Annotated in this window: 26 protein-coding genes; 17 read left to right on the forward strand and 9 right to left on the reverse strand. The window is 65.6% G+C overall.

What is annotated here, in order from left to right; all coding sequences use genetic code 11:
* The coding region (locus AC1DRP_RS12735; protein WP_476768638.1) for a sodium:solute symporter family transporter at nt 1-425 on the reverse strand (425 nt) is incomplete at its 3' end.
* Between the two features lie 54 nt (nt 426-479).
* Nucleotides 480-686: a DUF3311 domain-containing protein gene (locus tag AC1DRP_RS12740; protein ID WP_441507327.1), complete on the reverse strand. Its 207-nt coding sequence runs from the start codon at nt 684-686 to the stop codon at nt 480-482.
* A gap of 287 nt (nt 687-973) precedes the next feature.
* On the opposite strand from AC1DRP_RS12740, the gene AC1DRP_RS12745 reads away from it, so the two are divergent.
* Nucleotides 974-2,371, forward strand: a complete 1,398-nt coding sequence (locus tag AC1DRP_RS12745; RefSeq protein WP_476768639.1) for a DUF2252 domain-containing protein — start codon at nt 974-976, stop codon at nt 2,369-2,371.
* 240 nt (nt 2,372-2,611) lie between these two features.
* On the opposite strand, the gene AC1DRP_RS12750 is transcribed toward AC1DRP_RS12745, so the two are convergent.
* The 3 genes from AC1DRP_RS12750 to AC1DRP_RS12760 all read right to left on the reverse strand — a co-directional run bounded on the left by AC1DRP_RS12750 (nt 2,612) and on the right by AC1DRP_RS12760 (nt 4,833).
* Nucleotides 2,612-3,967 (reverse strand): MFS transporter, encoded by a 1,356-nt coding sequence (locus AC1DRP_RS12750; protein ID WP_441507325.1) that lies wholly within the window; start codon nt 3,965-3,967, stop codon nt 2,612-2,614.
* A gap of 8 nt (nt 3,968-3,975) precedes the next feature.
* A complete protein-coding gene (locus AC1DRP_RS12755) occupies nt 3,976-4,254 on the reverse strand; it encodes a metal-sensing transcriptional repressor (RefSeq protein WP_441507324.1) in 279 nt (92 codons plus the stop codon).
* A gap of 219 nt (nt 4,255-4,473) precedes the next feature.
* Nucleotides 4,474-4,833 (reverse strand): DUF2200 domain-containing protein, encoded by a 360-nt coding sequence (locus AC1DRP_RS12760; RefSeq protein WP_441507323.1) that lies wholly within the window; start codon nt 4,831-4,833, stop codon nt 4,474-4,476.
* A 365-nt stretch (nt 4,834-5,198) separates the two neighbouring features.
* On the opposite strand from AC1DRP_RS12760, the gene AC1DRP_RS12765 reads away from it, so the two are divergent.
* From AC1DRP_RS12765 to AC1DRP_RS12780, 4 genes are all read left to right on the forward strand, one after another.
* On the forward strand, nt 5,199-6,311 hold the full coding sequence (locus tag AC1DRP_RS12765) for a Gfo/Idh/MocA family protein (RefSeq protein ID WP_441507322.1): 1,113 nt from the start codon (nt 5,199-5,201) through the stop codon (nt 6,309-6,311).
* Between the two features lie 111 nt (nt 6,312-6,422).
* A complete protein-coding gene (locus AC1DRP_RS12770; RefSeq protein WP_441507321.1) occupies nt 6,423-6,743 on the forward strand; it encodes an ArsR/SmtB family transcription factor in 321 nt (106 codons plus the stop codon).
* Nucleotides 6,740-7,204 (forward strand): SRPBCC family protein, encoded by a 465-nt coding sequence (locus tag AC1DRP_RS12775; RefSeq protein ID WP_441507320.1) that lies wholly within the window; start codon nt 6,740-6,742, stop codon nt 7,202-7,204. The genes AC1DRP_RS12770 and AC1DRP_RS12775 overlap by 4 nt, the downstream gene beginning before the upstream one ends.
* A gap of 208 nt (nt 7,205-7,412) precedes the next feature.
* Nucleotides 7,413-7,829: a GFA family protein gene (locus AC1DRP_RS12780; RefSeq protein ID WP_441507319.1), complete on the forward strand. Its 417-nt coding sequence runs from the start codon at nt 7,413-7,415 to the stop codon at nt 7,827-7,829.
* Between the two features lie 77 nt (nt 7,830-7,906).
* Here AC1DRP_RS12780 and AC1DRP_RS12785 read toward each other — a convergent pair whose 3' ends face one another.
* Both AC1DRP_RS12785 and AC1DRP_RS12790 read right to left on the reverse strand, forming a co-directional pair.
* Nucleotides 7,907-8,734, reverse strand: coding sequence for an acid phosphatase (locus AC1DRP_RS12785; RefSeq protein ID WP_476768640.1), 828 nt, complete (start codon nt 8,732-8,734; stop codon nt 7,907-7,909).
* Nucleotides 8,735-8,781: 47 nt separating this feature from the next.
* On the reverse strand, nt 8,782-9,522 hold the full coding sequence (locus tag AC1DRP_RS12790) for a porin family protein (RefSeq protein WP_441507317.1): 741 nt from the start codon (nt 9,520-9,522) through the stop codon (nt 8,782-8,784).
* A gap of 349 nt (nt 9,523-9,871) precedes the next feature.
* Between AC1DRP_RS12790 and AC1DRP_RS12795 the strand changes: the two genes are divergently transcribed.
* From AC1DRP_RS12795 to argE, 5 genes are all read left to right on the forward strand, one after another.
* Nucleotides 9,872-10,873 carry a helix-turn-helix transcriptional regulator gene (locus AC1DRP_RS12795; RefSeq protein WP_476768641.1) on the forward strand — a complete coding sequence of 334 codons (1,002 nt, stop codon included), beginning with the start codon at nt 9,872-9,874 and terminating at the stop codon, nt 10,871-10,873.
* A 105-nt stretch (nt 10,874-10,978) separates the two neighbouring features.
* Nucleotides 10,979-11,809 (forward strand): AraC family transcriptional regulator, encoded by an 831-nt coding sequence (locus AC1DRP_RS12800; protein WP_441507316.1) that lies wholly within the window; start codon nt 10,979-10,981, stop codon nt 11,807-11,809.
* A 157-nt stretch (nt 11,810-11,966) separates the two neighbouring features.
* Entirely contained in the window at nt 11,967-12,692 is a 726-nt protein-coding gene (locus AC1DRP_RS12805) for an alanyl-tRNA editing protein (RefSeq protein WP_476768642.1), read from the forward strand.
* A 10-nt stretch (nt 12,693-12,702) separates the two neighbouring features.
* Nucleotides 12,703-13,638 carry a DMT family transporter gene (locus tag AC1DRP_RS12810; protein ID WP_441491260.1) on the forward strand — a complete coding sequence of 312 codons (936 nt, stop codon included), beginning with the start codon at nt 12,703-12,705 and terminating at the stop codon, nt 13,636-13,638.
* Nucleotides 13,589-14,647: an acetylornithine deacetylase gene (argE, locus tag AC1DRP_RS12815; RefSeq protein ID WP_476768658.1), complete on the forward strand. Its 1,059-nt coding sequence runs from the start codon at nt 13,589-13,591 to the stop codon at nt 14,645-14,647. Before AC1DRP_RS12810 ends, argE begins: the two co-directional genes overlap by 50 nt.
* Nucleotides 14,648-14,701: 54 nt before the next feature.
* On the opposite strand, the gene AC1DRP_RS12820 is transcribed toward argE, so the two are convergent.
* Complete coding sequence (locus AC1DRP_RS12820; RefSeq protein ID WP_476768643.1) at nt 14,702-15,679, reverse strand: ABC transporter substrate-binding protein; 978 nt, start codon at nt 15,677-15,679, stop codon at nt 14,702-14,704.
* 185 nt (nt 15,680-15,864) lie between these two features.
* Between AC1DRP_RS12820 and AC1DRP_RS12825 the strand changes: the two genes are divergently transcribed.
* From AC1DRP_RS12825 to AC1DRP_RS12850, 6 genes are all read left to right on the forward strand, one after another.
* Nucleotides 15,865-16,851, forward strand: coding sequence for an alpha/beta hydrolase family protein (locus tag AC1DRP_RS12825; protein ID WP_441507311.1), 987 nt, complete (start codon nt 15,865-15,867; stop codon nt 16,849-16,851).
* A gap of 851 nt (nt 16,852-17,702) precedes the next feature.
* The gene (locus AC1DRP_RS12830; protein ID WP_476768644.1) at nt 17,703-18,980 is read left to right on the forward strand and encodes a PQQ-dependent sugar dehydrogenase; all 1,278 of its coding nucleotides are present in this window, start codon (nt 17,703-17,705) and stop codon (nt 18,978-18,980) included.
* Between the two features lie 351 nt (nt 18,981-19,331).
* Nucleotides 19,332-19,646, forward strand: coding sequence for a c-type cytochrome (locus AC1DRP_RS12835; RefSeq protein ID WP_441507309.1), 315 nt, complete (start codon nt 19,332-19,334; stop codon nt 19,644-19,646).
* Between the two features lie 187 nt (nt 19,647-19,833).
* Nucleotides 19,834-20,277: a hypothetical protein gene (locus AC1DRP_RS12840; protein ID WP_441507308.1), complete on the forward strand. Its 444-nt coding sequence runs from the start codon at nt 19,834-19,836 to the stop codon at nt 20,275-20,277.
* A gap of 229 nt (nt 20,278-20,506) precedes the next feature.
* Nucleotides 20,507-20,809 (forward strand): hypothetical protein, encoded by a 303-nt coding sequence (locus AC1DRP_RS12845; protein WP_441507307.1) that lies wholly within the window; start codon nt 20,507-20,509, stop codon nt 20,807-20,809.
* A gap of 270 nt (nt 20,810-21,079) precedes the next feature.
* Nucleotides 21,080-22,465, forward strand: a complete 1,386-nt coding sequence (locus AC1DRP_RS12850) for an RNB domain-containing ribonuclease (RefSeq protein ID WP_441507306.1) — start codon at nt 21,080-21,082, stop codon at nt 22,463-22,465.
* A 78-nt stretch (nt 22,466-22,543) separates the two neighbouring features.
* Here AC1DRP_RS12850 and AC1DRP_RS12855 read toward each other — a convergent pair whose 3' ends face one another.
* Nucleotides 22,544-23,548 carry a helix-turn-helix transcriptional regulator gene (locus AC1DRP_RS12855; protein ID WP_476768645.1) on the reverse strand — a complete coding sequence of 335 codons (1,005 nt, stop codon included), beginning with the start codon at nt 23,546-23,548 and terminating at the stop codon, nt 22,544-22,546.
* A 153-nt stretch (nt 23,549-23,701) separates the two neighbouring features.
* Between AC1DRP_RS12855 and AC1DRP_RS12860 the strand changes: the two genes are divergently transcribed.
* Nucleotides 23,702-24,526 carry a hypothetical protein gene (locus AC1DRP_RS12860; protein ID WP_476768646.1) on the forward strand — a complete coding sequence of 275 codons (825 nt, stop codon included), beginning with the start codon at nt 23,702-23,704 and terminating at the stop codon, nt 24,524-24,526.
* The last annotated feature ends 144 nt before the right edge of the window (nt 24,527-24,670 follow it).

Below are 24,670 nucleotides of genomic sequence, written 5' to 3' on the forward strand. Positions count from 1 at the left end.
ATATAGGGCATGGTCGCGAGGATGCCCGTGATGGTCACGGCGAGCGCCAGCCAGCGATTGCCGAAGCGGCCGCGGACGAAATCGGCGGCGGTGATGTAGCCGTGCCTGTGGCAGACATGCCAGAGCCTGGGAAAGACCAGGAACAGGATCGGGTAGATCACGATCGTGTAGGGCACGGCGAAGAACGCCACCGCCCCGGCGCCGAAGGCGAGAGCCGGCACGGCGATGAAGGTATAGGCGGTGTAGAGGTCGCCGCCGACCAGGAACCAGGTGATCCAAGTGCCGAATCTGCGGCCGCCGAGGCCCCATTCGTGCAGCTGGTCGAGATCTGCCTTGCGCCAGTTGGCGGCGGCGAAGCCGAGCCACGTGATGAAGCCGAACAACGCCACGAACACCGTGGTGGCGGTCCAGTTCACGTCATGCATGACACGCTCCTGTCGGAGCTCGTCGTCGTCAGGCACAGGGTCTGGTCGGGCGAGCTAGTCCTTGGTCCCGAAGTAGACGGTGGCGGTGAAGGCGGCTCCGATCAGCACCCAGAGCATCTGGTACCAATAGAAGAACGGAATGCCTGCCCAGACCGGGTCGAGCCGGTTGTAGAACGGCGGCCAGAGTACCGCGATGAACTGGACGATGAAGAGCAGGTACCACCAGCTCCATCCGCCCCGACGTTCCCCGGAGCCGTTCATTCCGAACCCTCCCGACATCGTGCCTTTGGGCCAGATTAGACAGTATGCTCCTCTCGGGCATTGTCTGGCAATGTCTCTCCGAATACCTGCGACAACGAGAACAGATGCTTGCGGGCTTTGGAAACGAACAGCATCCGGGTCACGGCCTCTTGCTTGGGCATCGCCCCCGGAGGCTGGTATAAACGGGTCCTGCGCAAGCGACGGGTCGCGGAATACGGCCGCCAAGGACAGGTCCGTCGACGAACAGCATGTCCATGCGGGCCGAAACGGCAAGATCGAGGTCCCCGATGACGCGACATCAACCGGCCAAGCCGCAGCTTCTGTCCCGTGCCGAGCGCTACGCCGCCGGCAAGGCCCTGCGCGGCAAGGTTCCGCGCGAGAGCCATGCCGACTGGGCGCCCCGCTCCAGCAGCGACGCTGTCGCCATTCTCGCCGGGACCGATGACAGCCGCATTCCGGAGCTTCTGCCGATCCGCTACGAGCGCATGATGCTGAGCCCGTTCGCCTTTCTGCGCGGTGCGGCGGCCGTGATGGCGGAAGATCTGGCCGGCCTGCCATCGGCCGGTCTGCCCGTTCAGGCCTGCGGCGACTGTCATCTCATGAATTTCGGCGCCTTCACCACGCCGGAAGAGAACGTCCTGTTCGACATCAACGATTTCGACGAAACGCTGCCGGGCATCGACTTCGCCGTCGATCTCAAGCGCCTGGCCGCCAGTGTCGCTGTGGCAGCGCTCGACGCCGGATTTTCCAGGAGGACCGCCCGGCTCACCGTTGCAGCGACGGTGAGCGCCTATCGCCGCCGGCTGCGCAGGCTGGCCAAGCTCACTCCGCTGGAGGCCTGGCATGCGCGCACCGAACTCGGAGAGGAACTGGAGCGGATCGACGACCCGACGCTGCGCAAGCATGTGCAAGGCCTGCTCACCAAGGCGTCGCGCAATCCGCAGCAGGACAGCAACTTTCCCCGCCTGCATACCGGGGCGGACGGCTCCTGGGGCATCGAGGACCGGCCGCCGCTGATCTACCATCTGCCTGAGGAACGCGACAGCACGCGCTCGCTGCAGGCCCACAAGGTCTTCCATCACTATCGCGAGACCCTGCCGCCCGAGCGCCGCGTGCTGGTGACGCRCTACGGCCTGCGGGACCTCGCCTTCAAGGTCGTCGGCGTCGGCAGCGTCGGCACGTTCTGCGTCGTAGGCCTGTTCATGACGGCCGATGACGAGCCGTTGTTCCTGCAGGTCAAGGAAGCCCAGACCTCGGTCCTCGCCCGGCTGACGAAGAGCAAGAACCCGGGGCCACCGCATCAGGGACAGCGGGTGGTGGAAGGCCAGCGCATGCTGCAGGCGGCCAGCGACGTCTTCCTGGGCTGGGCGGATGACAGCGCCAGCGGGCGGCATTTCTACGTTCGGCAACTCAAGAACCGCCGCCTCGGATCGATCGCCGAAGTGGTGGAGGGCCAGGCCCTGACGGCCTATGCCGAACTCTGCGGCCGCACGCTTGCACGCGCGCATGTCCGCTCGGGCGATGCGGCGACRATCGCCGGTTACATGGGGGCGTCGGGGATCTTCGACGACGCCTTGACCAGTTTCGCGATGGCCTATGCCGCGCAGACCGCACTGGACCACGAGGCGCTCGTTGCAGCCAAGGGGCCCGTCAAGACAGCGCAGGAGCGAGCCAAAGCAGCATGAAGGGCCGCGCGGCCGGGAGCTTCGCTCCCGGCATGCCCTGACCTGACATGCCACATGGTGGCGGAATAGCTTGCCTCCACGATCTGGCGCCGGCCCGCCCGCCTGATCTCGTCGCGCATCCACGGAGCCCGTGCAGGTCATTGCCGGATCGACGACCGGCGCTCGATCACCCGTCCCAGCCATCCATGCCATCGCGGTCATGGCTCTTGCCTGCACCCGGGGCATTGCATCCTGACCACCTCATCTTGCCTCGGCGGGCCACCGACTGTGCAGGTCGTCGATGATGATGGAATGGGAATGGCGCGGACCATGCTCTGCAAGATGAGGATGTCCCGGTGGAAGCTCGCGATGGTCATGCGCAAGGGCATCCGCACTGCCAGCCGGCCAAAGCTGCGATGCGAAGAGCACTGCCGCCAGCGTCGCCAGCGCGAACAGGCCTGCCAGTGTCGCCAGTGGCACTATCGCGCCGAGCCAGCCCGCCAGCGGATAGGTCACCAGCCAGCAGGCATGCGAGAGCGCGAACTGCGCGGCGAACACCGCCGGACGATCCTCGGCGTGAGCTGAGCGTCGCAGCAACCGGCCTGACGGTGTCTGTGTCGCGGAGCAACCGATGCCGAGCAGCGCCCAGGTGACCAGGAGCGCGGCCCAGCCCGTACCCGTCGCCGCCGGAGCGAGTGCCCAGCCGCTGGCCCAGAGGAGTGCAGCGAAGCCGCCAAGGACGGCAGCCAGAAAGGTCGCCGCCGTCAGCATCACCGTTCGATCTGCGACCCGTTCCAGCACACGCGGCAGCGTCAGCGCCGACAGCATGGACCCGCCGCCGAAACAGGCCAGCGCGAGCGCAACCGCGTTGTCGTCAAGGCCGAGCCGCCCCTTCACGATCACCACGGTATTCACGATGACGAGGGCGCCCCCCATCGCCACCGCCATGTTGAGCGCGAGCAGTCCGCGCAGCCTCGGCGTCGCGAGATAGATCCTGATCCCTCGCGTTGTCCTGTCGTAGATCCCGCCCTCGCGTTTCCTGGCTGGAGAGGCCGGTAATGTAAGGGAAAGGACGAGTGCTGCCGAGACGAGGAAGCCGATGACCGTGCCACCGAAAAGCCAGTGAAAGTTGATGACCGTGAGCAAGGCGGCCGCGAGCATCGGGCTGACGATGCTCTCGAGGTCATAGGCCAGGCGCGAGAGCGAGAGGGCTTTGGTGTAGTCGTCCTCGTCCGGCAGCACGTCGGGAATCGTAGCCTGGAAGGTCGGCGTGAAGGCGGCTGAGGCCGACTGAAGCAGGAACACGGCCAGATAGACCTGCCAGATCTCGGTGATGAAGGGCAGCGTGAGCGCGATGGCCGCGCGCACCAGATCCATGGCGATCAGGAAGGCGCGGCGCGGCAGCTGTGCCGCAAACGTACCGACAATGGGCGCGACGGTGACATAGGCGATCATCTTGATCGCGAGCGCCGTACCGAGGACGCCGCCGGCCCTCTCGCCGGCGAGTGCGAAGGCGAGCAGGCCGAGCGCGACCGTGAGGAGACCGGTGCCGACCAGCGCGATGATCTGCGCAGCAAACAGGCGACCGTAGACGCGATTGGACAGGACCTTGAGCATTGTGAGCCTCAGAGGAACTTCGTGATCTGCTTGAATTCGTCGATCGGCTGGCGACGCTCGGTCGGCAGGTCGCCAAGGACCTCGTCGAGGCAGTGATCGAGATGATCCTGCACCAGCGTCCGCTTTGCCTGCGTGATGGCGCTCTCGACGGCCTGGAGCTGCGTCGCGATGTCGAGGCAGGAGCGTCCGGCCTCGATCATCTCGATGACCTTGGCAAGGTGACCACCAGCGCGCTTCAGCCGCTTGATGATCGCGGGATGGGTTTCATGGATGTGGGGTTCAGACATCTTTTGCCTATATCCCCCTAGGGGGGATAAGGAAAGGCGTCCTCCATTTCGACGCGAGGTGTCGGAGTTTCGTCAAGAGTAGACCGCAGATTGCCTCTTCTCACGGCGCTTATCGGTCGTTTGCGGCGAAACCAGCCTCGCATCTCCCGCTTGAAGCACTGCCAATCCGATATCCCGAAGGGGTCAGATCGGCCTTGGACGCGAGCGCAAACGCAAGACCTATCCCGGCCGACGGTGCAGGATCTTATCGATCGCCCTCCCCTGGGCGAGTTCATCGATGAGCTTGTCCAGGTAGCGGATCTCCCGCATCACCGGCTCGGCGATCTCTTCGACGCGGACGCCGCAGACCTTCCCCCTGATGTCGGCTCGCGCAGGATTGAGCGCGGGCGCCTGGGCGAAGAAGGTCTCGTAGTCCGTGTCCTTCGCCAGCTGACAGGCGAGTGCCTCCTGGCCGTAGCCGGTCAGCCAGTGGATGATCTGGTCGACCTCCGCCTTCGTGCGGCCCTTCCTCTCCGCCTTGGCGACCAGAAGCGGATAGACCTTGGCGAAGCTCATTGTGTAAATGCGGTGCTGGGTCATCACGTCCACTACCCCAGGTCGGCGCCGGCGCTGGTGGCGTCCGAATGCTAGCCCAAGCGCCAACAGAGCAAACCTGACGCCATCGTTCAAGGTTCGGGGCGGCCAGAGCCGCCTCCAGCTCGCAGGCGTCCTGTCTGCGCAAGGATCAGCTTCGTCTGCAGGCACGCCCTACCGAAGGAACCGCATTCCGACGCCTTGCGGGAGCGGCTCTGGCCGCCCCGAACCTTGAACGATGGCGTCAGGTTTGCTCTCTTGACGCCTGGGCGCCCCTGGTGGCCGGCGGCAAAGGAACTGCGAACCCTCGGCGGCACCGTCTGAGCCATCCCTTCACCCTGACCAGCCCCCCCAAGCTCGGGAGAACTTGCATGCGCGCTTTTGGCGTCGGCCTCATCGGCACCGGCTATATGGGCAAATGCCACGCTTTGGCCTGGAATGCCGTTGCTCCGGTCTTCGGCGATGTCGCCCGCCCAAGGCTCGCCATGCTGTGCGAGGTGGACGATGCGCTGGCTGCAAGACGGGCGCGCGAGCTCGGCTTCGCCGGGTCCACCGCCGACTGGCGCGCGCTCGTCACCCATCCCGAGGTCGACATCGTCTCGATCACCGCGCCCAACGCCGTCCATGCCGAGATGGCGATTGCGGCGCTAGAGGCCGGCAAGCATGTCTGGTGCGAGAAGCCGATGGCAACGAGCCTCGCCGATGCGCAAGCGATGCTGGCTGCCGCCCGGGCGGCCGGAAAGGTCGCGGCACTGGGCTACAACTACATCCAGAACCCGGCCATCCGGCTGGCGGCGCGACTGATCGGCGAAGGCGCCATCGGGCCGGTCAACCATGTCCGCATCGAGATGGACGAGGATTTCATGGCCGATGCCGAAGCGCCTTTCTCCTGGAAGAGCGCGGCACAATCGGGCCATGGCGCGCTCGACGATTTCGGCGTCCACGCCTTCTCGCTGCTCAAGGTGCTGGTCGGCGAGGTGGCGCAGGTCATGGCCGACATGGCCAGGCCCTATCCGACGCGTCCGCAGCAGGAGGGCGGCGCGCGGCCGGTCGAGACGTACGACATCGCGACCCTCTTGCTGCGCTTCGCTTCGGGCGCGTCCGGGCTCGTCGCGCTCAATCGCTGCGCCTGGGGCCGCAAGGGCCGGATTTTCGTGCAGGTCTTCGGGGCGAAGGGAACGATCAGCTTCGACCAGGAAAAGATGAACGAGATCGAGCTCTACACCACTGAGGGACGCAGCGATCTGCAGGGCTTTCGCCGCATCCTGACGGCGCCGGTGCACGAGCCCTATGACCGCTTCATCCCTGCGCCCGGTCACGGACTCGGCTTCAACGAGCTCAAGATCATCGAGTGCCGCGAGCTCATGCGGACCATCGCCGGCGAGCCGGCTCATCTCATCGATTTCGAAACCGGCTTGCGCATCGAGCGCACGGTCGATGCCGCCGCCAGGAGCTTCCGTGAGGGAGGCTGGAGGACGGTGTAGCTCCCCGGCCTCGGCGCCGCAATCGGCCGTCGGGTTTGCGGTGGGTCCAAGCCGCGATTTGACATGCAGGTATTTACCTGCATAAATTGCCCTCGCAGATGAGTGAGGACGATGGACGCTGACGACGTGTTCAAGGCGCTGGGGGACCCGACGCGCAGAAAGCTGCTGGACCTGCTCTTTGAAAGGAACGGGCAGACGCTCGGCCAGCTCTGCGAGAACCTGGACATGGCCCGGCAATCCGCGACGCAGCATCTCGGCATCCTGGAGGCGGCCAATCTGGTGAGCACGGTCAGGCGCGGCCGGGAAAAGCTGCATTTCATCAATCCTGTGCCGATCCACGAGGTCTACGAACGGTGGGTCCGCAAGTTCGAACGTCACAGGCTCAGCCTGCTCCACGACCTGAAGAAAGACATCGAAGGAAACGAAGAATGACCACGGAAACGACCAGCTTTGTCTATGTGACCTATATTGTCGCGACGCCGGAGAAGGTTTTCGAAGCCATCACCAAACCCGAGATCGCACGGCGCTATTGGGGCCATGAGAACGTCTCCGACTGGCAGGCCGGATCGGGCTGGCAGCATATCCGCGCCAATGACGCGCGGACCGTCGAGCTGGTCGGCAAGGTCGTCGAGGTCTCGCCGCCGTCACGCCTCGTCATCACCTGGGCGAGCCCCGCGCAGGCCGCCGATCCGGCGAGCCATAGCCGGGTCACCTTCGAGATCGACGATTATGACGGAATGACCCGGCTGACCGTCAGCCATGACGAGCTCCAGGCCGGCAGCAGCATGGCGAAGGGGATCAGCCAGGGGTGGCCGGTGGTTCTTTCCAGCCTGAAATCCTTCCTGGAAACCGGCCGGGGGCTCGACGTCTTCGGCAAGAAGAAAGCGGCCTGAGCCCTCAGAGCATCGGCCCGAAAAGTGGATTGCGATTTTCGGAAGAGGCGATGAAAACACAAAGAGTCAGAGCATCGGCCCGAAGGGCGGAATCTGGTTCTCGGAAAGATCCGATGCTCGAACAAGGAGCTGGATCGCCCATCCCCGCGTCCGAACGGACGCGCGGCGATCCAGTGCCCATCGGCAACCTGGCAGCAGGAGAACGACGATGACCAGGCACTTTGCCGGCGGATGCGCCTGTGGCGCGATCCGTTACGAGACAAGCAGCGAACCCATCGTCGAGATCCACTGCCAGTGCAGGGATTGCCAGAAGCGAAGCGGCACGGGGCACAGTTCCTATCTGACCTTCGCCGGGCGCGCCGATGTGGCCATCGCAGGCGAAGCGAAGAGCTGGCGGGTGGCGGGCGACAGCGGGAACGACAAGATCCACGCCTTCTGTCCCACCTGCGGAACGCCCGTTTACCTGACATTCCAGGCCATGCCGGAGCTGATCGCGGTGCATGCGGCAAGCCTTGACGACCCCGGCCAGTTCAATCCGCACATGGTCGCCTATGGCATTCGCGGCCATGGCTGGGACAGGATCGACCCCGCGCTACGGGTCTTCGAGCGCATGCCGCCGGGGTGACCGGCGGCGGACGCGGAGCTTCGATGGACAGCCGGCGCCACCTTGTGAGGCGCATGGCGGCCGCCCAGCTGGACATATTACTGCCCGGACAGCGCCGCGGTCTCGGCAGCACAATCCGGCATCGGGTTCAAGCGCTTCACCTTCGCTGCCTTCACTTCCGCCTTCGCCGCCCTGAGGTCGGCAAGGAAGGCCGGATTGGTCTGCAGCCGCGCAACGGTCGCCGCCCCCATGATGCGCCCGGCATCGACATCGCTCTGCCAGTGGGCGTCGCAGATGACGCGGCTCTGCCCGAATTCGATGCCGCGCTTGAGCAATTCATTCGAGCGCTCGGGATTGATCTGCGCGAAGACCAGGGCCCATCCCCAGCCCGCGGCGGTGTGGCCGGACGGATACGAGCCGTCGGTCCTCAGAATCGCCTCCTGATCCGCCCTGCAGGTCGATTCATTGTGAACGACGAAGGGCCGGACGCGGTTGTATTTGTTCTTCACGCCATAAGTGGAGAGGCCGAAATCGGACAGCATCTTCTGCGTCATCGCGTAGAGGCGCGGGGTCTGCTTCTGGTCGATCCTGACACCCATCGCGCAGGAGAAATTGTCGGCCGCCTGCGGAAAGGCGAGATCGGCATCGGTAGAGGCGAGCTTCCAGCGACTGGTGTTCCGCAGCGGGAGCGTCGCCTTGCGCGCTTCTTCGTCCCTGGCCAAGGCAGCCGAGTCCTTCTCGGGCGGCGGCCCCAGCAGGACCAGGCTGTCGGGCAGTTCGGATGGCTTGAGATAGCCCGGCGCGATCTTGAAATGCGGATCGGTGACCTTGGACTGGGTTTCACCCGCTTGCGCAAAGGCCTGCCCGCAGAGCGCGATGAGCGCAACCATCGAAACACCTGCGGCCCGAACCGCGCTCGCCGTCATAGACATATCCATTCCTTTCGCCATCGTCGAACTCATAGGCAGACCGGTCAGAACCGGTATGTTGCCGCAATCGCGGGACCGTGCTGCGTCACATCGTAGGAAAAACCGCCCCTGCGATAATCGACATGGAGCGCCCTGTAACCGGCCTTCAACGTCAGGCTCTCGCTCCAGGCGTAATTGACGCTGCCCAAGCCCTGCCAGGTCAGGTGCGAGCCGACGCCGAAGCCCCCGACATCGCCTGCAACCGTCACGCTCCATGGGCCACCGAGCTTGATTCCGAGCCGGGCGCCGAGGATGGGGTCGGCCCAGATCTCGGAGTCGCGGTGGTCGATCCGGAGATTGGCCGGGCCCGGCAGGACCTCCAGCTTATTGTTCAGGTTCCAGAACCGGACGCCGCCGCCCAGGTCCAGCGAAACGGCCGCGTCCTCATAGACGCGATAAAGGGCGGAGCCCTGCACGATCGTGCTCTGCGAGCGCAGCTTCAGCGCGGAGAAGAAGGGCCCGGGCAGGTTGCCGCCGGTCGTCACCTGCGAAAACTGGCCATCGACCAGGAAGCCCCAGCGGTCGATACGCATCTCTGCGGAGGCCATCATCGCGCCGTTCAATTCCTTCAGCACGTCGCGGAAGCGCAGGTGGATATCCGCGGCCGGCAGCGGCGGGAAGGTTGCGCTCTTTCCGTCGATCGCCGTCGCCCAGAGATAGCTCGTGATGGAGAAGCTTGGCCCTGAAGCAATGACAGGGGCTGGCGGCCGGGCTGGCTGCGGGAGATCGGACGCCCAGGCGGGCATGTATAATGCTGCCGACGTCAACGCGATGATGAGAGAGCGCACCGTTTCCCCTGACATTGATCTCTGGTCTCGTGGCCTGTCCGTGGCCTGTGTCGACCCGCCGCACGGGCGGAGCGACGGCGTTGCCGACCCTTCGTGCAGGCGGACCGTCCGCGGAAGCCGACGCCTCCGTGCCGCCGATCATGTCCCGACCGGCAGGCGAACTCCGTTCCCAGCATTTCGTGCATGGGCAGATCGCAGTCTTGCCATTTCGCGCCAATCGCGACCGGCTATTCTGCGCGTCGTTGGCGAATCCTGGGGTAGCCCTGCCCCAGGAAACGCGGCGCCCCGATGATCACGGCGAGATCCGATGGCTGATATCCCTTTGACGCGCGGCCAGTTCCTTCTGCCCTTCGTCGGAATTCTCGACGAGAGGGGGGCGCCGACACATTCGCTCCTGGAGAAGTTCCGGCTTCCCTCGTCCCTGGAGGAGAAGAGCGACTTCTACCTGCCGCTCCTGCCGGTGCTGCGCTTCGCGGCAACCGCCGGGAGAACCCAGGGCATCGAGGATTTCGGCTTCCTCGCGACCCAGCGGCTGCATTTCCTGCATTTGAGAGAAAGGACCCGGGCGCTGATCGCGCACGCCCCGACACTGCTCGTTGCGCTCAGGCACGCCTGCCGCTGGGCGTCACGGGAGGATACGATCCTGAGCATGTGGATCGAACACCATGACGATCATGCGCGCGTCTGCAGCAGGCTCGCCGGGACAGATGGGCTGCTCAATCTGGAATACGCACAATGGATCCAGAATATTTTCCCGGTCTACATCATCCGGCAGTTTGCAGGGCCCGACTGGATGCCGGGAACGATCGCCTTCGAGACGAGGTACACGCCGGGTCCTGCGACGCGGGCCGCCTGGCCCAATGTGCAGTTCCTGTCAGGCCAGCACGCTGCCTGGATCAGCCTGCCGGTCTCCCACCTTGGTCTTTCCAACCGTTCGACCGACTCATTTGCCCCCCCGCACGATCACGCGGATGGTCCCTCGGCCTTTGACATCGTCGAACTGCTCAAGCTGATGTTGCCGGCCTATCTGGATGAGCGAACCCCGGCTCTGGCCGAGGTCGCGGAGATGGCAGGCGTCAGCGCCCGCAGCTTTCAGCGCAAGCTCGCCCATGTCGGCCTGACCTATTCGGACATCCTCGACACGGTCAGATATGAGAATGCGGCCAGGCTTTTGCGCGACACGGATTCCAGGATCATCGATGTCGCATTTTCGACCGGCTACACGGACCCGGCGCATTTCAGCCGCGCCTTCCGCCGCATTGCCGGCGTAACGCCGCGTCAGTTCCGTGAGCAATCGCGGCTGGGATGAGCGCGTTTCGAGGAGCCGATGGCGCGCCTTCGGCAATGCAGCATGGTTGCGATCCGGCCTGGATCGTCGCACCATCGCACCCGTCCTCACCGTCCGGATCGCATCTTGGCCCGCATCGACCTCCGCAACTCCTCGCGCTACTGGCACGACCCGCGGGTTCCGGGCCTGAGCTGCCTCGTTGCCGATTTCACCAGCCATGATTATGCGCCCCATAGCCATGACGGCTTCGTCGTCGCCGTCACCGAAGCCGGCGGCGCCGAATTCAAGAGCCGCGGACGCAGCGACGAGGCCAGGACCTCGAGCCTCTTGGTGTTCAACCCCGACGAGCCCCATTCCGGGCGGATGGGCTGGAGCCGGCGCTGGCTCTATCGCGGGTTCTACCTGACGCCACCGGCGATCGAGACGCTGAAGACCGCGCTGGGCCTGGATGAGACCGCCTATTTCAGCCGCAACACCGTCCACGACCCCGATCTGATCGAGGCTTTCCTCGGCCTGCACCGCATCCTCGACCAGGGCGACGATCCGCTTGAGGAGCGCGAGCTGCTGCTGCGCAGCTTCGGTGCCCTGATCCGGCGCCATGCCGCGGGCGAACCCCGGCTGGTGCTGCCGGCGCGGGACCGCGCCAAAGCCGCCCGCATCCGCGAGTTCATGCGGGAGCGTCATGCCGAGGACCTCACGCTGGAGCAGTTGGGGCTGGAGGTCGGTCTGACGCCGTTCCAGCTCATCGCCCTGTTCAAGCGCAGCACGGGGTTGACCCCGCATGCCTATCTCACGCAACTGCGCCTCAAGGCGGCGATCAGGGCGCTCGGGCGCGGCGCCACGATCGCCGCTGCTGCGCTCGACGCCGGCTTCTACGACCAGAGCGCGCTGACGCGGCATTTCAAGCGCAGCTACGGCATTACGCCGCTGCAATGGGTGCGCGCCGCGTCCGGCTGAAGCATCGGCAGGAAACGTGGATTGCGGTCTTCGGCAGAGCCGCCGCACACGGGCGATCTGATCGCGCTCTCAATTTTCGCCAATAGACACGCGCCGCGCCGCGCCACTCTCGCCTGCAGGCAAGCCCCTCGTCGGGGCTGCCCGCAAGGTGAGTTTCATGTCCCGCTATTACTGCCTCGATCATCCCGATGTCCTGACGCTGGCGACGGAGGTCGTAGAGACACGGCCAGGCCGGGTCGCGCTTTCAGAGAGCCCGTTCTATCCCGGCGGCGGCGGCCAATTGCCCGATCGCGGCACGCTCGCCTGGACTGGCGGCGAAGTCGCGATCGCGGGTTTCGAAAACGAGGGCGGCCGGCTCTGGCACATGCTGGCGGAACCGCTCGAACTGCCGGCGGCGCCCGTGGAAGCGAGGGTCGACGGGCCGTTCCGGCAGCTGATGCGGGCGCTGCACACCGATCTGCATATCGTGAATGCCGTCGTCTTCCAGGATTTCAATGGCGCGCTCGTCACCGGGGTGCAGATGAACGAGGACGGCACGGCGCGCATCGATTTCGACTTGCCCGAGGCGGATAACGAGCGCCTGCGCGCCATCGAAGGCACGGTCAACGATCTGATCCGGCGGGATTTTCCGGTGCGGCAAAGCCATGTCGCGGAAGCCGCGGCCTTCGCGGAGCCCGGCCTGATCCGCTCGCGCTCTGTCGCCCCGCCGCCGACGGCGGACGGGCAGGTCCGCATCGTCGAGATCGTCGGGCTCGACCGGCAGGCCTGCGGCGGCACGCATCTCGCGTCGACCGGGGCCTCGCCGCCGATCAGCATCCTGAAGATCGACAACAAGGGCCGGCATAACCGCCGGCTGCGCATCGGCCTCGCCGGCGTCGCGTAAGGCGCTCGCGATGTATCTCTTCCAGCGTCTCTGGTCGCAGCCCTTGCTGCTCCTGCCCCTGCCGCCGCTGTTCTGGGCCGGCAATCTCGTGCTCGGCCGGGCGCTCGCAGGATCCTTTCCGCCTGTCTCGCTGGCGGTCGGCCGCTGGCTCGTAGCGCTCGCCTGCCTGCTGCCCTTCGTTCTCGGCACGCTTCGTGCGCAGCGGCAGGCGCTCATCCGCGCGCGTGGCCTCGTCTTCGCCTGCGGCGCCTTCGGCATCGCCGGCTACAATGCGCTGGGCTATCTCGCCCTGCAAAGTGCACCGGCCGCGAGCGTCGCCTTCCTGAACTCGACCCTGCCGCTGATGGTGCCGCTCGCCGCCTTCATGCTCGGCGTCGAGCGTGTCTCGGCCCGCACGCTGGCCGGCATCGCCATCTCCTTCGTCGGCGTGAGCTGGATCGTCGCGCGCGGTGCGCCTTCGACGCTGTCGGGCTTGAGCCTCACCGGCGGCGAGCCGCTGGTTCTAATCGCGGTCGCCAATTACGCGGTCTATTCGGTGCTGCTGCGCCGCCGCCCGGCCGATCTCGACCCGCTCCTCTTCCTAGCCGCGACGATGGCGGCGGGGCTCCTGGTGCTGCTGCCGTTCTGGATCTGGGAGCTCGCCCAGGGCGCGACGATCCCGATATCGCCCGGCCCGATCGCGGCGGTGCTCTATATCGGCGTCTTCGCCTCGCTGCTCGCCTTCATCATCTGGAATCGCTGCGTCGGTGCGCTGGGGCCGAGCGTGACGGGCGCCTCCTTCCATCTCGTCGCCCTGTTCACCGCCGCCCTCGCCTTCCTGCTGCTCGGCGAGCCCGTGCAGCCGTTCCATCTCGTTGGCGCGGCCTTGATCCTCGGCGGCTTCGGCCTCGCCGCCGCTGGCGGCCGCCCGTCCGTATCCCGACGCCCCGGAGAAGCCAGATCATGACCGTGTTTGCGCAGGAGGATTTAGCCATGACGAGGGTCGCGGCAAGGCCAATATCCTCGCGAGCTTCGGCCCCCGCGCGCCGGGCGGCGTCGTCCTCTCCGGGCATACCGACACGGTTCCCGTCGACGACCAGAGCTGGTCCTCCGACCCCTTCCGGCTGAGCGAGCGCGACGGCAAGCTCCATGGCCGCGGCGCCGCCGACATGAAGGGTTTCATCGCGGCCTGCCTTGCTGCGGCGGAGAGTTTCGCGGCCGCCGATCTCGCCCGCCCGATCCATATCGCGCTGTCCTATGACGAGGAGGTCGGCTGTCTCGGCGTGCCCGGCCTGATCGCCGATCTGCTCGCCCATGAGGAGAGGCCGGAGCTCGGCATCATCGGCGAGCCGACCCTGATGCGGCTCGGCGACCGCCATCGCGGCTTTCTCGGGTTCCGCACGCGTTTCGAAGGCAAGGCGGCGCATTCGAGCGATCCGAGCGCGGGGGCGAGCGCGATCTATCCCGCGGTCGATTTCGCCGGCTTCCTCAGGGCGGTCGGGCACCGCGCCGGGGCGATCGACCGCACGACCGTCAATCTCGGCCGGATCGAGGGCGGCTCGGCGATCAACATCGTGCCCTCCGCCTGCGAGCTGCTCTGGGAATTCCGGCCGGTCACGCCTGAGGATGCCGAGGAGACCGAACGGCTGGTCGCCGCCTATCTCGCCCGCGCAACGCCGCCCGACATCCGCCAGTCGACGCGAAGGCATGTCCATGTTCCGCCTCTGGCGAGCGCCGGCGCCGAACCGGCTCTCGCTGTCGTCGCCGCACTCGGCGGCATCGGCCCGCCCTTCGCGATGCCCTTCGGCACGGAGGCCGGTTTCTTCCAGGCCGCCGGCATCTCCGCGGTGGTGTGCGGGCCGGGCTCGATCGCCCAGGCGCACCAGCCCGACGAATGGATCGCGCCCGCGCAGCTCGGGGCCGCCGACGCCTTCCTGGCCCGGCTCGCGGGCTGGGCCGGCCGCCGTCACTCCTGAAGGGCCGCGCCCACGATGCCGGTTTCGCCGGCGCAGGCGACCGGAGCCGGCGCACTATTCGATCACGCGATCGGCGCGTTCGATCAGAGCTGGCTTGACCTCGATGCCGAGCGCCCTCGCCGTCTTCAGATTGAGCACGAATTCGAACACGGTCGGGCGCTCGATCGGCAGTTCCGCCGGCTTCGTTCCCTTCAGGATGCGGTCCACGTAATAGGCGACCCGCCGATAGGATTCAGCGAGCTTCGGTCCGTATGTGTACAAGGCGCCGGCCTCCGCAAAATCGGCCCAGGCCGAGACGACGGGAATGCGGTGTGCGTTCGCGACATCGACGATCTGCCGGCGGTTCGTGAAGGTGATCGGATCGGGAAAGACCACGATCGCCTGCGGCGGGTCGGCGGCCAGGCCGGCATAGGCCAGACGGAGCGCATCGGGACCCGGGGTGGAAAAATATTGGATCGCAATGCCGAGCTTCTCAGCCATCTCGATCGAATTGCTTCGCTCCAGCTCCTCTCCGGCATGCGTCGGACTTGCGATGATCGCGACACGATTGATCTGCGGCATCACTTCCCGCAGCATTTCCAAGCGTTTGCCGTTCAGCTCGACCGAYATCAAGGTGATTCCGGTCATCTTGCGTGCGGGCCTGGCAAGGCTCTCGGCGAGCCCGGCCAGAACAGGGTCGGCGCTGAACACATAGATCACCGGGACGACGGCGCTGACCTTCTGAAGCAGGCTCGTCGCCGGACCATGGGTGACGATCACATTCACCGGCATGGYGGCCGGTTCGTCCGCCAAGGCCACGACCCGGTCACTGTCGCCATCGGCATAGCGCGCCGTCATCGTGAGATTGCGGCCCTCGACATAGCCCAGGGCGGCAAGCCCGGCACGCAATGCGTCGAGAAACGGGCTGACTTCGGCGACCCGTCCCATGGTGAGCCAGCCGAGATGGACGGCCTTGGGCTGCTGCGCACGCGATCCGAGCGGCCAGGTCAGCCCTGCGCCAGCGAGCAAGAGGACGAAATCCCGTCGCGTCATCGGCCAACCCTCCGGTGGCAGGGGGGCCATCTTGCCCGATGCGCGCCGAAATGTCGTCAGATGTCGCCGCTTCGCCCGCGGGGCGGGATGGCGTTCGCCTCCGCCCGCGAAATGAGCCAATCATGCCCTGTCCATGGATCGGCCGCGCCTGTACCGGTTCGGCGGCAACGCGTTTGGAGTCGAGGATGCGCGGTATAGGAGCTTCAAGCCGTCTCGGACTGCTGACGCTGACATTTGCCGCGGCGCCAGGACTGGCGCCGGCCTCCGCTCAATCCATCCCCGAGCGGGCGAATTTCGACCCGATCGCCGTGGTCGATGGCATCAGGATCAGCCGGACCGAGTGCGCGGCGCTGGAAGCCAAGAATACCGCGATCTGGCTCGAAACCCAGGCGACATGCCTGCGATATTATGCGGCCGGGCTGAAACCTGGCTCCGGCACGATCCCCATCGCCGCGATCTGGCTGAACGGCGACGTACTGGGACCGAAGGGGGCGAATGCGGACAAGCGGCAAAGCGGCTTCGGCCCGACGGAGATGGTCGCGCTGCAGCAGAGGCTTTCGGCCCGCTTCGGCATCCCCTCGATCTTCCTGGGGCGGCCCGGAACCTATGGAAGCGCCGGCAAGCACTACACGATGCGCGGTCGCCCCATCGAAGCGCAGCTCATCTCGGCTGCGCTCGACGGTCTCAAGGCGCGGTATCACATCCAGTCATGGGCGCTCGGCGGGCATAGCGGTGGCGGCACGCTCGTCGCGGAGATGCTGGCGCAGCGCGACGATCTGCGCTGTGCGGTGATCTCCTCCGGCGCAGCCGCCTATCGCGCCTATCTGGAAGCACGCGGCCTCGTGAGGCCGGGGCAGAGATCGGAGCGTTTCGACCCCTCGGCTGCGCTCGACAAGGTGCCGACCGATCCCGCACGGCGCGTCTTCGTGATCGGCGATCCGCGCGAGACGAATGTGCCGTTCTCCTCCCAGAAGCTCTATTTCGAAGGCCTTGCGCGCCGCGGCCATGCGGCCTGGCTGATCCCGCTGGAGCGCGCCACGGATGCCCGCCACCATGATCTCGTCGATTTCGGCGAGACGGCGAACGCGCTCTGCGCGGCAGGCGCGGGCACCGACCGGATCGTCGGCACGCTCACCTCCATGCCGGCACAGGGACCTCGCTTGTCAAACTGAGCTGTTGCAAGTGCCAAGCGGTGGCTCAGATGGCGCGAGATTCCCGTTGGCCGCCTTGGTCGGGAGTTGACAGGTCGGCGCCAGACCCTGCCCTCGCCCTCAGATTGAGATTCATCCCTGTCCTCTATCGCATTGGAAAGACGAGGTTTCCAGAAGAGGGCAGGCGGTACCCGGAGATCGGCGACGCGCGATGCTGGAGCTCTTTCCCGAACGGGATGGCGAGCGGGCTACTCCAGATCGGGACACCGGTCGCGCGCGCTCCAGAAATCCTCCGTCGCCCCCAAAGCCACTCTGCCGAAGGACGCGTATTGCGACGCGAACGGCGGATGCTGCGCCTCGCCACCATGCGAGCTGGCCGAGATTGGGGCCGGGGCGTACCGGGCCCGGGCGCCCTCCCCGGCGATCCGGCCCCGGGCTGGCGAGCCTCGCAAAGTAGCTCCCGGATATGGCCGAGACTAATCTGGAAATTCTCCAGTCTATATCTGCCCATTTTCCAGACCGTCGGCACTCAGAGCGAACCACGACTCAGCGATCATCAATTCACCTATCGTCATCGCGGCATGCAATTGGGGCGTGCCCTCGGATAACGGCATATCGCGCCGCATCCGGCGGCCTATCCTCTTGCGTAAGACTTTTCGTCATCTCCAATATTGACGCTCGCGTTAGCCAAGCAAGCTTAGCGCTGCCCCAGCGTCTCTGCCGCGGAATCGACGCACCACCTCGACGCGAAACGATGTTGCACGACATTGGACGCTCGCATAACAATCGACCTGTCGAACAATGCTTTCGGCCCAGGATCCAGCGGATCGCTGGCCTTTACAGGGATGCACAATAACTCGGAGGAGACATCGATGACTCGACGTATTCGCTTCGTGTTGCCTTATACGTTACTGGCTTCATTCGCCCTATCCGGGGCGGCGACGGCCCAAAGCCCCGGCGGAACGCCCGGGCTCACCAGCACCACGGTGATGTCCGGACGCGAGCTGACCTGGGACATGGCCTTCCTGCCCGACGGCACGATGTTCTTCACCGAGAAATGCGGTGGGCTCTCGGTCCGGCTCCCCTCCGGCAAGATCAACGCCCTGCTCGGCATCAAGGATTCCAAGAACTACCCCGAGACCGCGTCCGACCTCTTCTGCAGCGGCCAGGCCGGCATGAGCGGCGTCGCGATCGACCCCGACTTCAACAACAACCGCTTCATCTACGTGTCCTCGGCGTCGAACATCACCGCGCCGGGAACCAATCGGGTGCTGCGGCTCGTGGTCAGCCCCGATCTGACCAAGGTCTCGAACCGGCAGGATATCGTCACCGACATCGCCTACAAGGCGGCGCCGAGCAACCATCCCTTCGGCGATGCCGGCGCGCATAATGGCGGGCGCCTGCGCTTTGGCCCCGCGGACGGCTTCCTCTACGTGACGACGGGCGACACCCATAATGGCGAGGTGCCGCAGGGCCCGACCCGCATTGGGGGCAAAGTGCTGCGCATCGACCGGGACGGCAAGGCCGCGCCCGGCAACAACCCGCCACAGGGCTTCGATAYGCGCGTCTTCACCTACGGCCACCGCAACCCGCAGGGCATCTGCTTCCGGCCCGGCACCAACCAGCCCTACACGGCGGAGAACGGCCCCTGGCATAGCGACGAGGTGACGGCGCTGACCGCCGGCGGCAACGCGGGCTGGGATCCGCGCCCGAACATCGCCGGGCGCGCCGACTGCCCCGACAATTATTGCGGATACTCGCCGAACCAGATGGGCGCAGTGGATCCGAAGGAGCGCTCGGCCTTCATGCCGATGACCGACACCAAGACCTATCCCAACGCGATGAAGCCGGCCTGGAACAACGACACGCTTTCGCAGGGCATGTCGTCATGCGTATTCCTGAACGGCCCGCAATGGAAGGACTGGAACGGCCGGATGGTCGTGACCTTCATGGGCATCGGCATCCACGGAACGCCGGTCGGCAACCGCCTCGACGTGCTCAACATCACGCCCGATGGCGCGTCCGCCACGCGCAGCACGGTGTCCCTGCCGATGCCGGCCGGACGCTTCCGCTCCGTCGTGCAGGCGCCTGACGGCAGCATGTACGTGGCCACCGACCAGGGCGACGTCTACCAGCTCAAGCCCAACTGAGCCTGATGGGCAGCCGCGCCTGCCGCAGCGGCGGCGCGGCCGACCTTCCGTCTGCGGGCCCAGCCTGGCCGCGCCCGCAGACCTGACGCGATCAGCATTCGCAACCGCTTCGGACAGCGACCAGCACGAGACGATACGGACAGATGGAGCTTGGGCTTCTCGCCTGGCGGCGGACAAGTGCCGGCTCCGGCAGCGCTCGCGTTTCAGCGCATGTCCCGCAGATCATCGCGTGCCTGGCCGCCCCGACCGGAGAGCCGATGATGATCCTTGCGTTGGTGCTGTCCGCTTCGTTTCGACCACTGTTCCGCGATACCGACCGATCCGGATCGCGCATGATGGGAAGCCTGGTCCATGGTTGACTTTCGCCACCTCGCCGCAGCCGCTTTCGTCGCGCTTCTGGCATCCTCGCCCGCTTTCGCAAGCCCCGAACTGGCCAGGAGCAAGAACTGCGTCGCCTGCCATTCCATCGAACGCAAGATGATCGGTCCAGCCTACAAGGCCGTGGCCGAGCGTTATGCCAAGGACGAAGCCGCGCTCAAGACCTTGAGCGAGAAGATCATGAAGGGCGGGGGCGGCAATTGGGGTCAGATGCCGATGCCGCCTCAACCTGGCGTCTCGCCCGAGGAGGCCGAAGGTCTGGTGAAGTGGATTCTGTCCCAGCAATAGGGACCGTCATCGGCGGCAGCGGCGGCCTCCGGCACCGGTGCCGCCAGATACTGGAGCCGCTCAGCGGGTCACCCCCCGTCGGTTAGGACGACTTCTGCTTCCGGCCCATCTCTGACAATCTCGGCGGAGTGTCGCGACGTCGACAGCCGGCCTGCTGCGCGACCGACAGCGGAGAGGAATGGAAGTGATGAAGCGCATCTTCGTAGCCACGGCCCTTGCGGCAAGCTTCGCCTGGCCCGGCCTGCTTGCCGCCCAGGATCTCCCGCGGTCGATTGTGGATCTCGGCTTGACCGACATTCAGACCCGCCCGAAGCCGCACATCGCCTATGGCAGATATGTCTACGGCACCCTGCCCGGCGGCGCTCGCATCAAGGTCGAACTGGAGCAGAACGGGGAAATCGATGAAATCGAAGCGCGGGGGCGCGGCCTCTTTCCCATTGACCAGATCCGCTCGCTGGTTCCGGCCCCGGTGCTGCAAAACCCGTCCTGGCCGGCCGGTGCTACGCTCGAAAGGATTGAGTTCGAGCGAGGCGGACGCATCAAGATCGAAGGCCGCCTTGCCGATGGGATCAAGTTCGATGCCGAGTTTGCAGCCGATGGACAGCTGATCGATTTCGATAGGGACGGCTGAAGACGCGGCCAGCGCGCGCGAGTGGCCTCCTGCCAAAGGTCGATGCTACCAAGACGCAGGGATCGCCGCGCAGCCACACGCCGTCCGTGTCGCGAAGCATTTGCGACGTGAGACGCGCCAGCTTCTGTCATTCCGAGGCTATGCGGCCACCGTCCGTATCTGGGAAAGCTGCCCAAACAAAATGGGGCTCGGTTCCCTTTCGGACCGTCGGAAGCCTGAGGAGGGCTGATTGAAAGGCAGGGGGTTCTACGTATGGCTTACCGCCTTCGTCGTGGTCGTGGGCGTTCTGGTTTGGAGCCTCAGCCCCGGCCCTTCAGAACATCCATCGATCGGAGGGGGCGGTTATGACCTCTCCGGCCCAGTTTACACCTTGGTGCTTCTGGCATTCACGGGCCTCTGGACGCTTGCAACACTGCTGACCGGCCTGAACCACAGCGAGGCAGGGACCCGTCGTCGCGCGTTCATCCTGGCGGTCATCGGCCTCATCACCTTCTCGCTGTCGATCATGATCTGGGGCAACAACCTGAGTTAGCGGGCACGCGGGCGTGACACTGGAAACAGGCTATTCGCGAGGCGCAGGTCGATCGTCGATCCCACCGGCGTGCCTATCTCGAGTCGAGCAAATTGCGCCCCACGTCTGCGGGAAGCGAAGTGCGCCCCGATCCAGTCTGAGGCGCATCGCTCGACATGACCGATCGCTATCGTTGCATGTGATGCCCAAACGGTTGCAACTATAGCAGTTCGCGAACCTTCGCGCGGGCTGCTTCGCAGCAGCTCAACAACGGGCAGAGGTCTCGCGAGGATGAAGACCCTCATTGATTCCACCAATGCGCTGATCGGTGGAATGGCGGCGATACGCCGCCAATTCGGCGTGCCGGAGCAGTTTCCGCCCGCGGTTCTTGCAGCGGCGGAAACTGCTGCCCATCGCGCGCCGACCGCGCATGTCGACCGCACGGACCGGCCTTTCGTCACGCTCGACCCCGCGACATCGACGGATCTCGACCAGGCCTTCACGATCGAGCGCAGCGGCAACGACCTTTTGCTGCATTACGCCATCGCCGATGTCGCTTGGTTCGTCGACGATGGCGACGCGGTCGACCGGGAAGCGTGGCAGCGCGGCACGACGCTCTATCTGCCGGACGGCAAGGTCGGGCTGTATCCGCCGGTTCTCGCCGAGGGCGCCGCGAGCCTCCTGCCCACCGGACCTCGGCCGGCGGTGATCTTCACCACCCGGATCGACACCGATGGCAACGTCCATCTCGACAATGCAGAGCGGGCTGTCATCCGCAGCACCGCCAAGCTCGCCTATGACAGGGTCGGCGCGTCTGATCTGCCGCCCGATTTCGATGAACTGGCCCGCCGCATCGAGGCTGCCGAGAGCCGGCGCGGCGCAGCGCGCGTGGACCCACCTGAACAGGAGGTCGATGCTCTCGGCGACGGCCGCTACCAATTGATCTTCCGCCCGCGCCTACGCGCCGAGGAGCAGAACGCCACCCTGTCCCTGGCCAGCAATATCGCGATCGCGGCTGCACTCCTGACAGCCCGGACCGGCCTGTTCAGGGTCATGCAGGAACCGGATCAGAAGGCCGTCCAGCGCCTGCGCCAGACCGCGCGCGCCCTGGGCCTGTCATGGCCGGAGATGGAGACGCTCGTCCAGTTCGAGAAGACGCTGAATCCCGCCGACAGCAGCCACGCGGCCTTCATGCTGGCGGTGCGGAGGGCTAGCGGCGGCGCGAGCTATGTTCCCTATCGCGAAGGCATCGTGCCGTGGCATGCGCCGATGGCGGCGACCTATGCGCATGCCACGGCACCGCTGCGCCGTCTCGCCGATCGCTATGTGGTGCGCGCCGCCCTGGCGGTGGCGAACGGCCAGCCGGTTCCGCCAGCGGTATCGGCCGCATTCGAACAACTGCCTGCGGTGATGGCGCGGGCCGATGCGCGCGACGGTCAAGTGGACCGGGACGTCATCGATCTGGCCGAAGCTCTTATGCTCCAGGGCAGCGAAGGAACCGCGTTCGAGGCGGTCGTGACCGACGCGGATGAGCACGGCCTGCGCATCCAGCTCTGCGAGCTGCCGGTGGTCGCGCGGGTTCGCGGGCAGGACAGCAAGCCGGGCGATAGGATCCGGGTCAGGCTGACATCTGCCGACCCCCTGCAGAACATGATCACCTTCGAACGAGCAGGTTGAGGGCGATGACGCTCCGAGAACCCGTCCTACAGCCGGTGCGGATCGCAGAGCTGCGGGGTACTGCGGAACGGTGCGCGACTACATGTCCGAGCGAAACTCCCGGGGTGTGCGGCCGGTCGCCTTCTGGAAGGCGCGCGCGAAATTGGCGGGAGAGGAATAGCCCATCTCCGCCGCAACACGGGTGATCGAGCCGTTCATGTGCCGAAGCAATTCGGTCGCGCGCTGGAGCCGTGCCGCGTTTGCCAGGCTGCGGAAATCGGTGCCGGCCCGGTTCAGCTCGCGCTGCAACGTCCGGACGCTGGTCCCCATCGGTCGCGCAGCCCGATCGATCGAGACGCTGCCGGTGAGAACCTGGGCCCGGACCTGTGCCATGACGACGTCGAGCAGATCGTGTGGCGCTCCGCCGGGCCGGTCTCGCGCMACGTCCTCGATGGTGACAATGGGCCATGACCCGCGGTTCGGAGCAGCCGACAAGAGATGGCGTTCGATGACGATCGTCACGGCCGGCGCGTTGAACAGGACCGGGCAGTGGAAGAGATCTTCGAACAGGCCGGTTTGGCGCGGCCTCTCGATATTGAGCTCGATGCGCAGCGGCCGCCAGTCGAACGGCAAATAGGCCCTGATGACGCTGAGCAGAACGCCGGCCGCCGCACCGGCGATCATCTCGTAGCCAGCGTGGYCGGCGAGCGCAAAGACATAGCTGTAGCGCGCCTCGTCGCCGGTGATCGCGAGCGACATCCGGTCGTGGGTGCTGTGATAGCCAAGGGCCGCAATCGCCCGCTCGATGGAGTGGCCGAGCGTCTCGGCTCCCAGGATATAGCGCCCGAAACAGCCATAGTTGCCGGCGTTCATCATCGGGGCGATCAGGAACCCGAGATTGGGCTCGCCGGCGACTCTCGCGGCGGCATTCACGAAGCCGAGCACTGCGGCATGCGGGATGAAGCAATTGCGGCCCTCGGTCAGCTCGATATCGAAGCCTGCCGCACGGTTCGCCCGCAGAAGCGCCCTCTCCCCGAGTTCATGCCGCAGGAACGCTGGCAGGCCGTGCAGGATATGGCTGGAGATGACGGGGATTTCAGACACGCGCTGGACACTCCGGAATACCGTAAAGTTGGCGCAAAATGAGTGGTCTCGAAATCCGATTGCTGTTTTGTCGCACAGTATAAGTGCCGCGGGCAAACGGGAAACCGGTTTTGGCCGTCGGCAGCTTTATTGTCGATGAAGGAATTTCCGGCCGTGAGCGCGAGGACGTTGTTCAGCTTAGCCAGACTGACACTCTTCGCGACCTTGTCGTGTTCGGGAGGAGCGCTGGCGGAGGCTTCGACGAACAGCACGGCCGATCTGGCCAAGGCGGCGCAGAACCCCGTTGCCGACATGATCAGCCTGCCCTTCCAGAACAACTTCAACTTCAATGTCGGGCCGCATAGGCAGCTGCAGAATGTCCTCAACATCCAGCCCGTGATCCCGATCACGCTGAACAAGGACTGGAACCTGATCACGCGCTGGATCACGCCGGTGATCTCGCAACCGGCCCTGACGGTGAATGGTGACCGCGAGTTCGGCCTCGGCGACATCAACCCGAGCTTCTTCTTCTCGCCGAAGCAGCCGACGCACGGCATCATCTGGGGCATCGGGCCGACCTTCGTATTCCCGACCGGCACCGACAAGACCCTCACCAGCGGCAAGTACTCGGCGGGCCCGGCCTTCGTTGCCCTGGCGATCGAAGGGCCCTGGGTCGTCGGCGTCCTCGCCAACAATGTCTGGTCCTTCGCGGGCAAGAGCAACCGCAGCGCGGTCAATGCGATGACGCTCCAGCCCTTCGTGAACTACAATTTCCACGGCGGCTGGTATCTGACCTCGTCTCCCATCATCACCGCCGACTGGGAAGCCGGCCACGGCGACCGCTGGACGGTGCCGATTGGAGGCGGTTTCGGGCGCGTGTTCAAGATCGGCCATCAGGCCATCAACGCGCAGCTTGCAGCCTATTACAATGTCGCAAAGCCCAGCGGCGGCGCCGACTGGCAACTCCGGGCCCAGGTGCAGTTCCTGTTTCCGAAATAGCCCGGCGAACACGCCGCATCGAACGTTCAACCCAGTACCGTTCTGGTTAGGGCTGCACCATGGCAGCCGCGACTGGTTCGGCCCATTCCTCACTCCCCCTCGCATGGTTTCGCGAGGCTAGCCCAGCAGGAACCGATACCCGCT

The sequence above is a fragment of the Allobosea sp. 01N443 genome, from assembly GCF_056399325.1.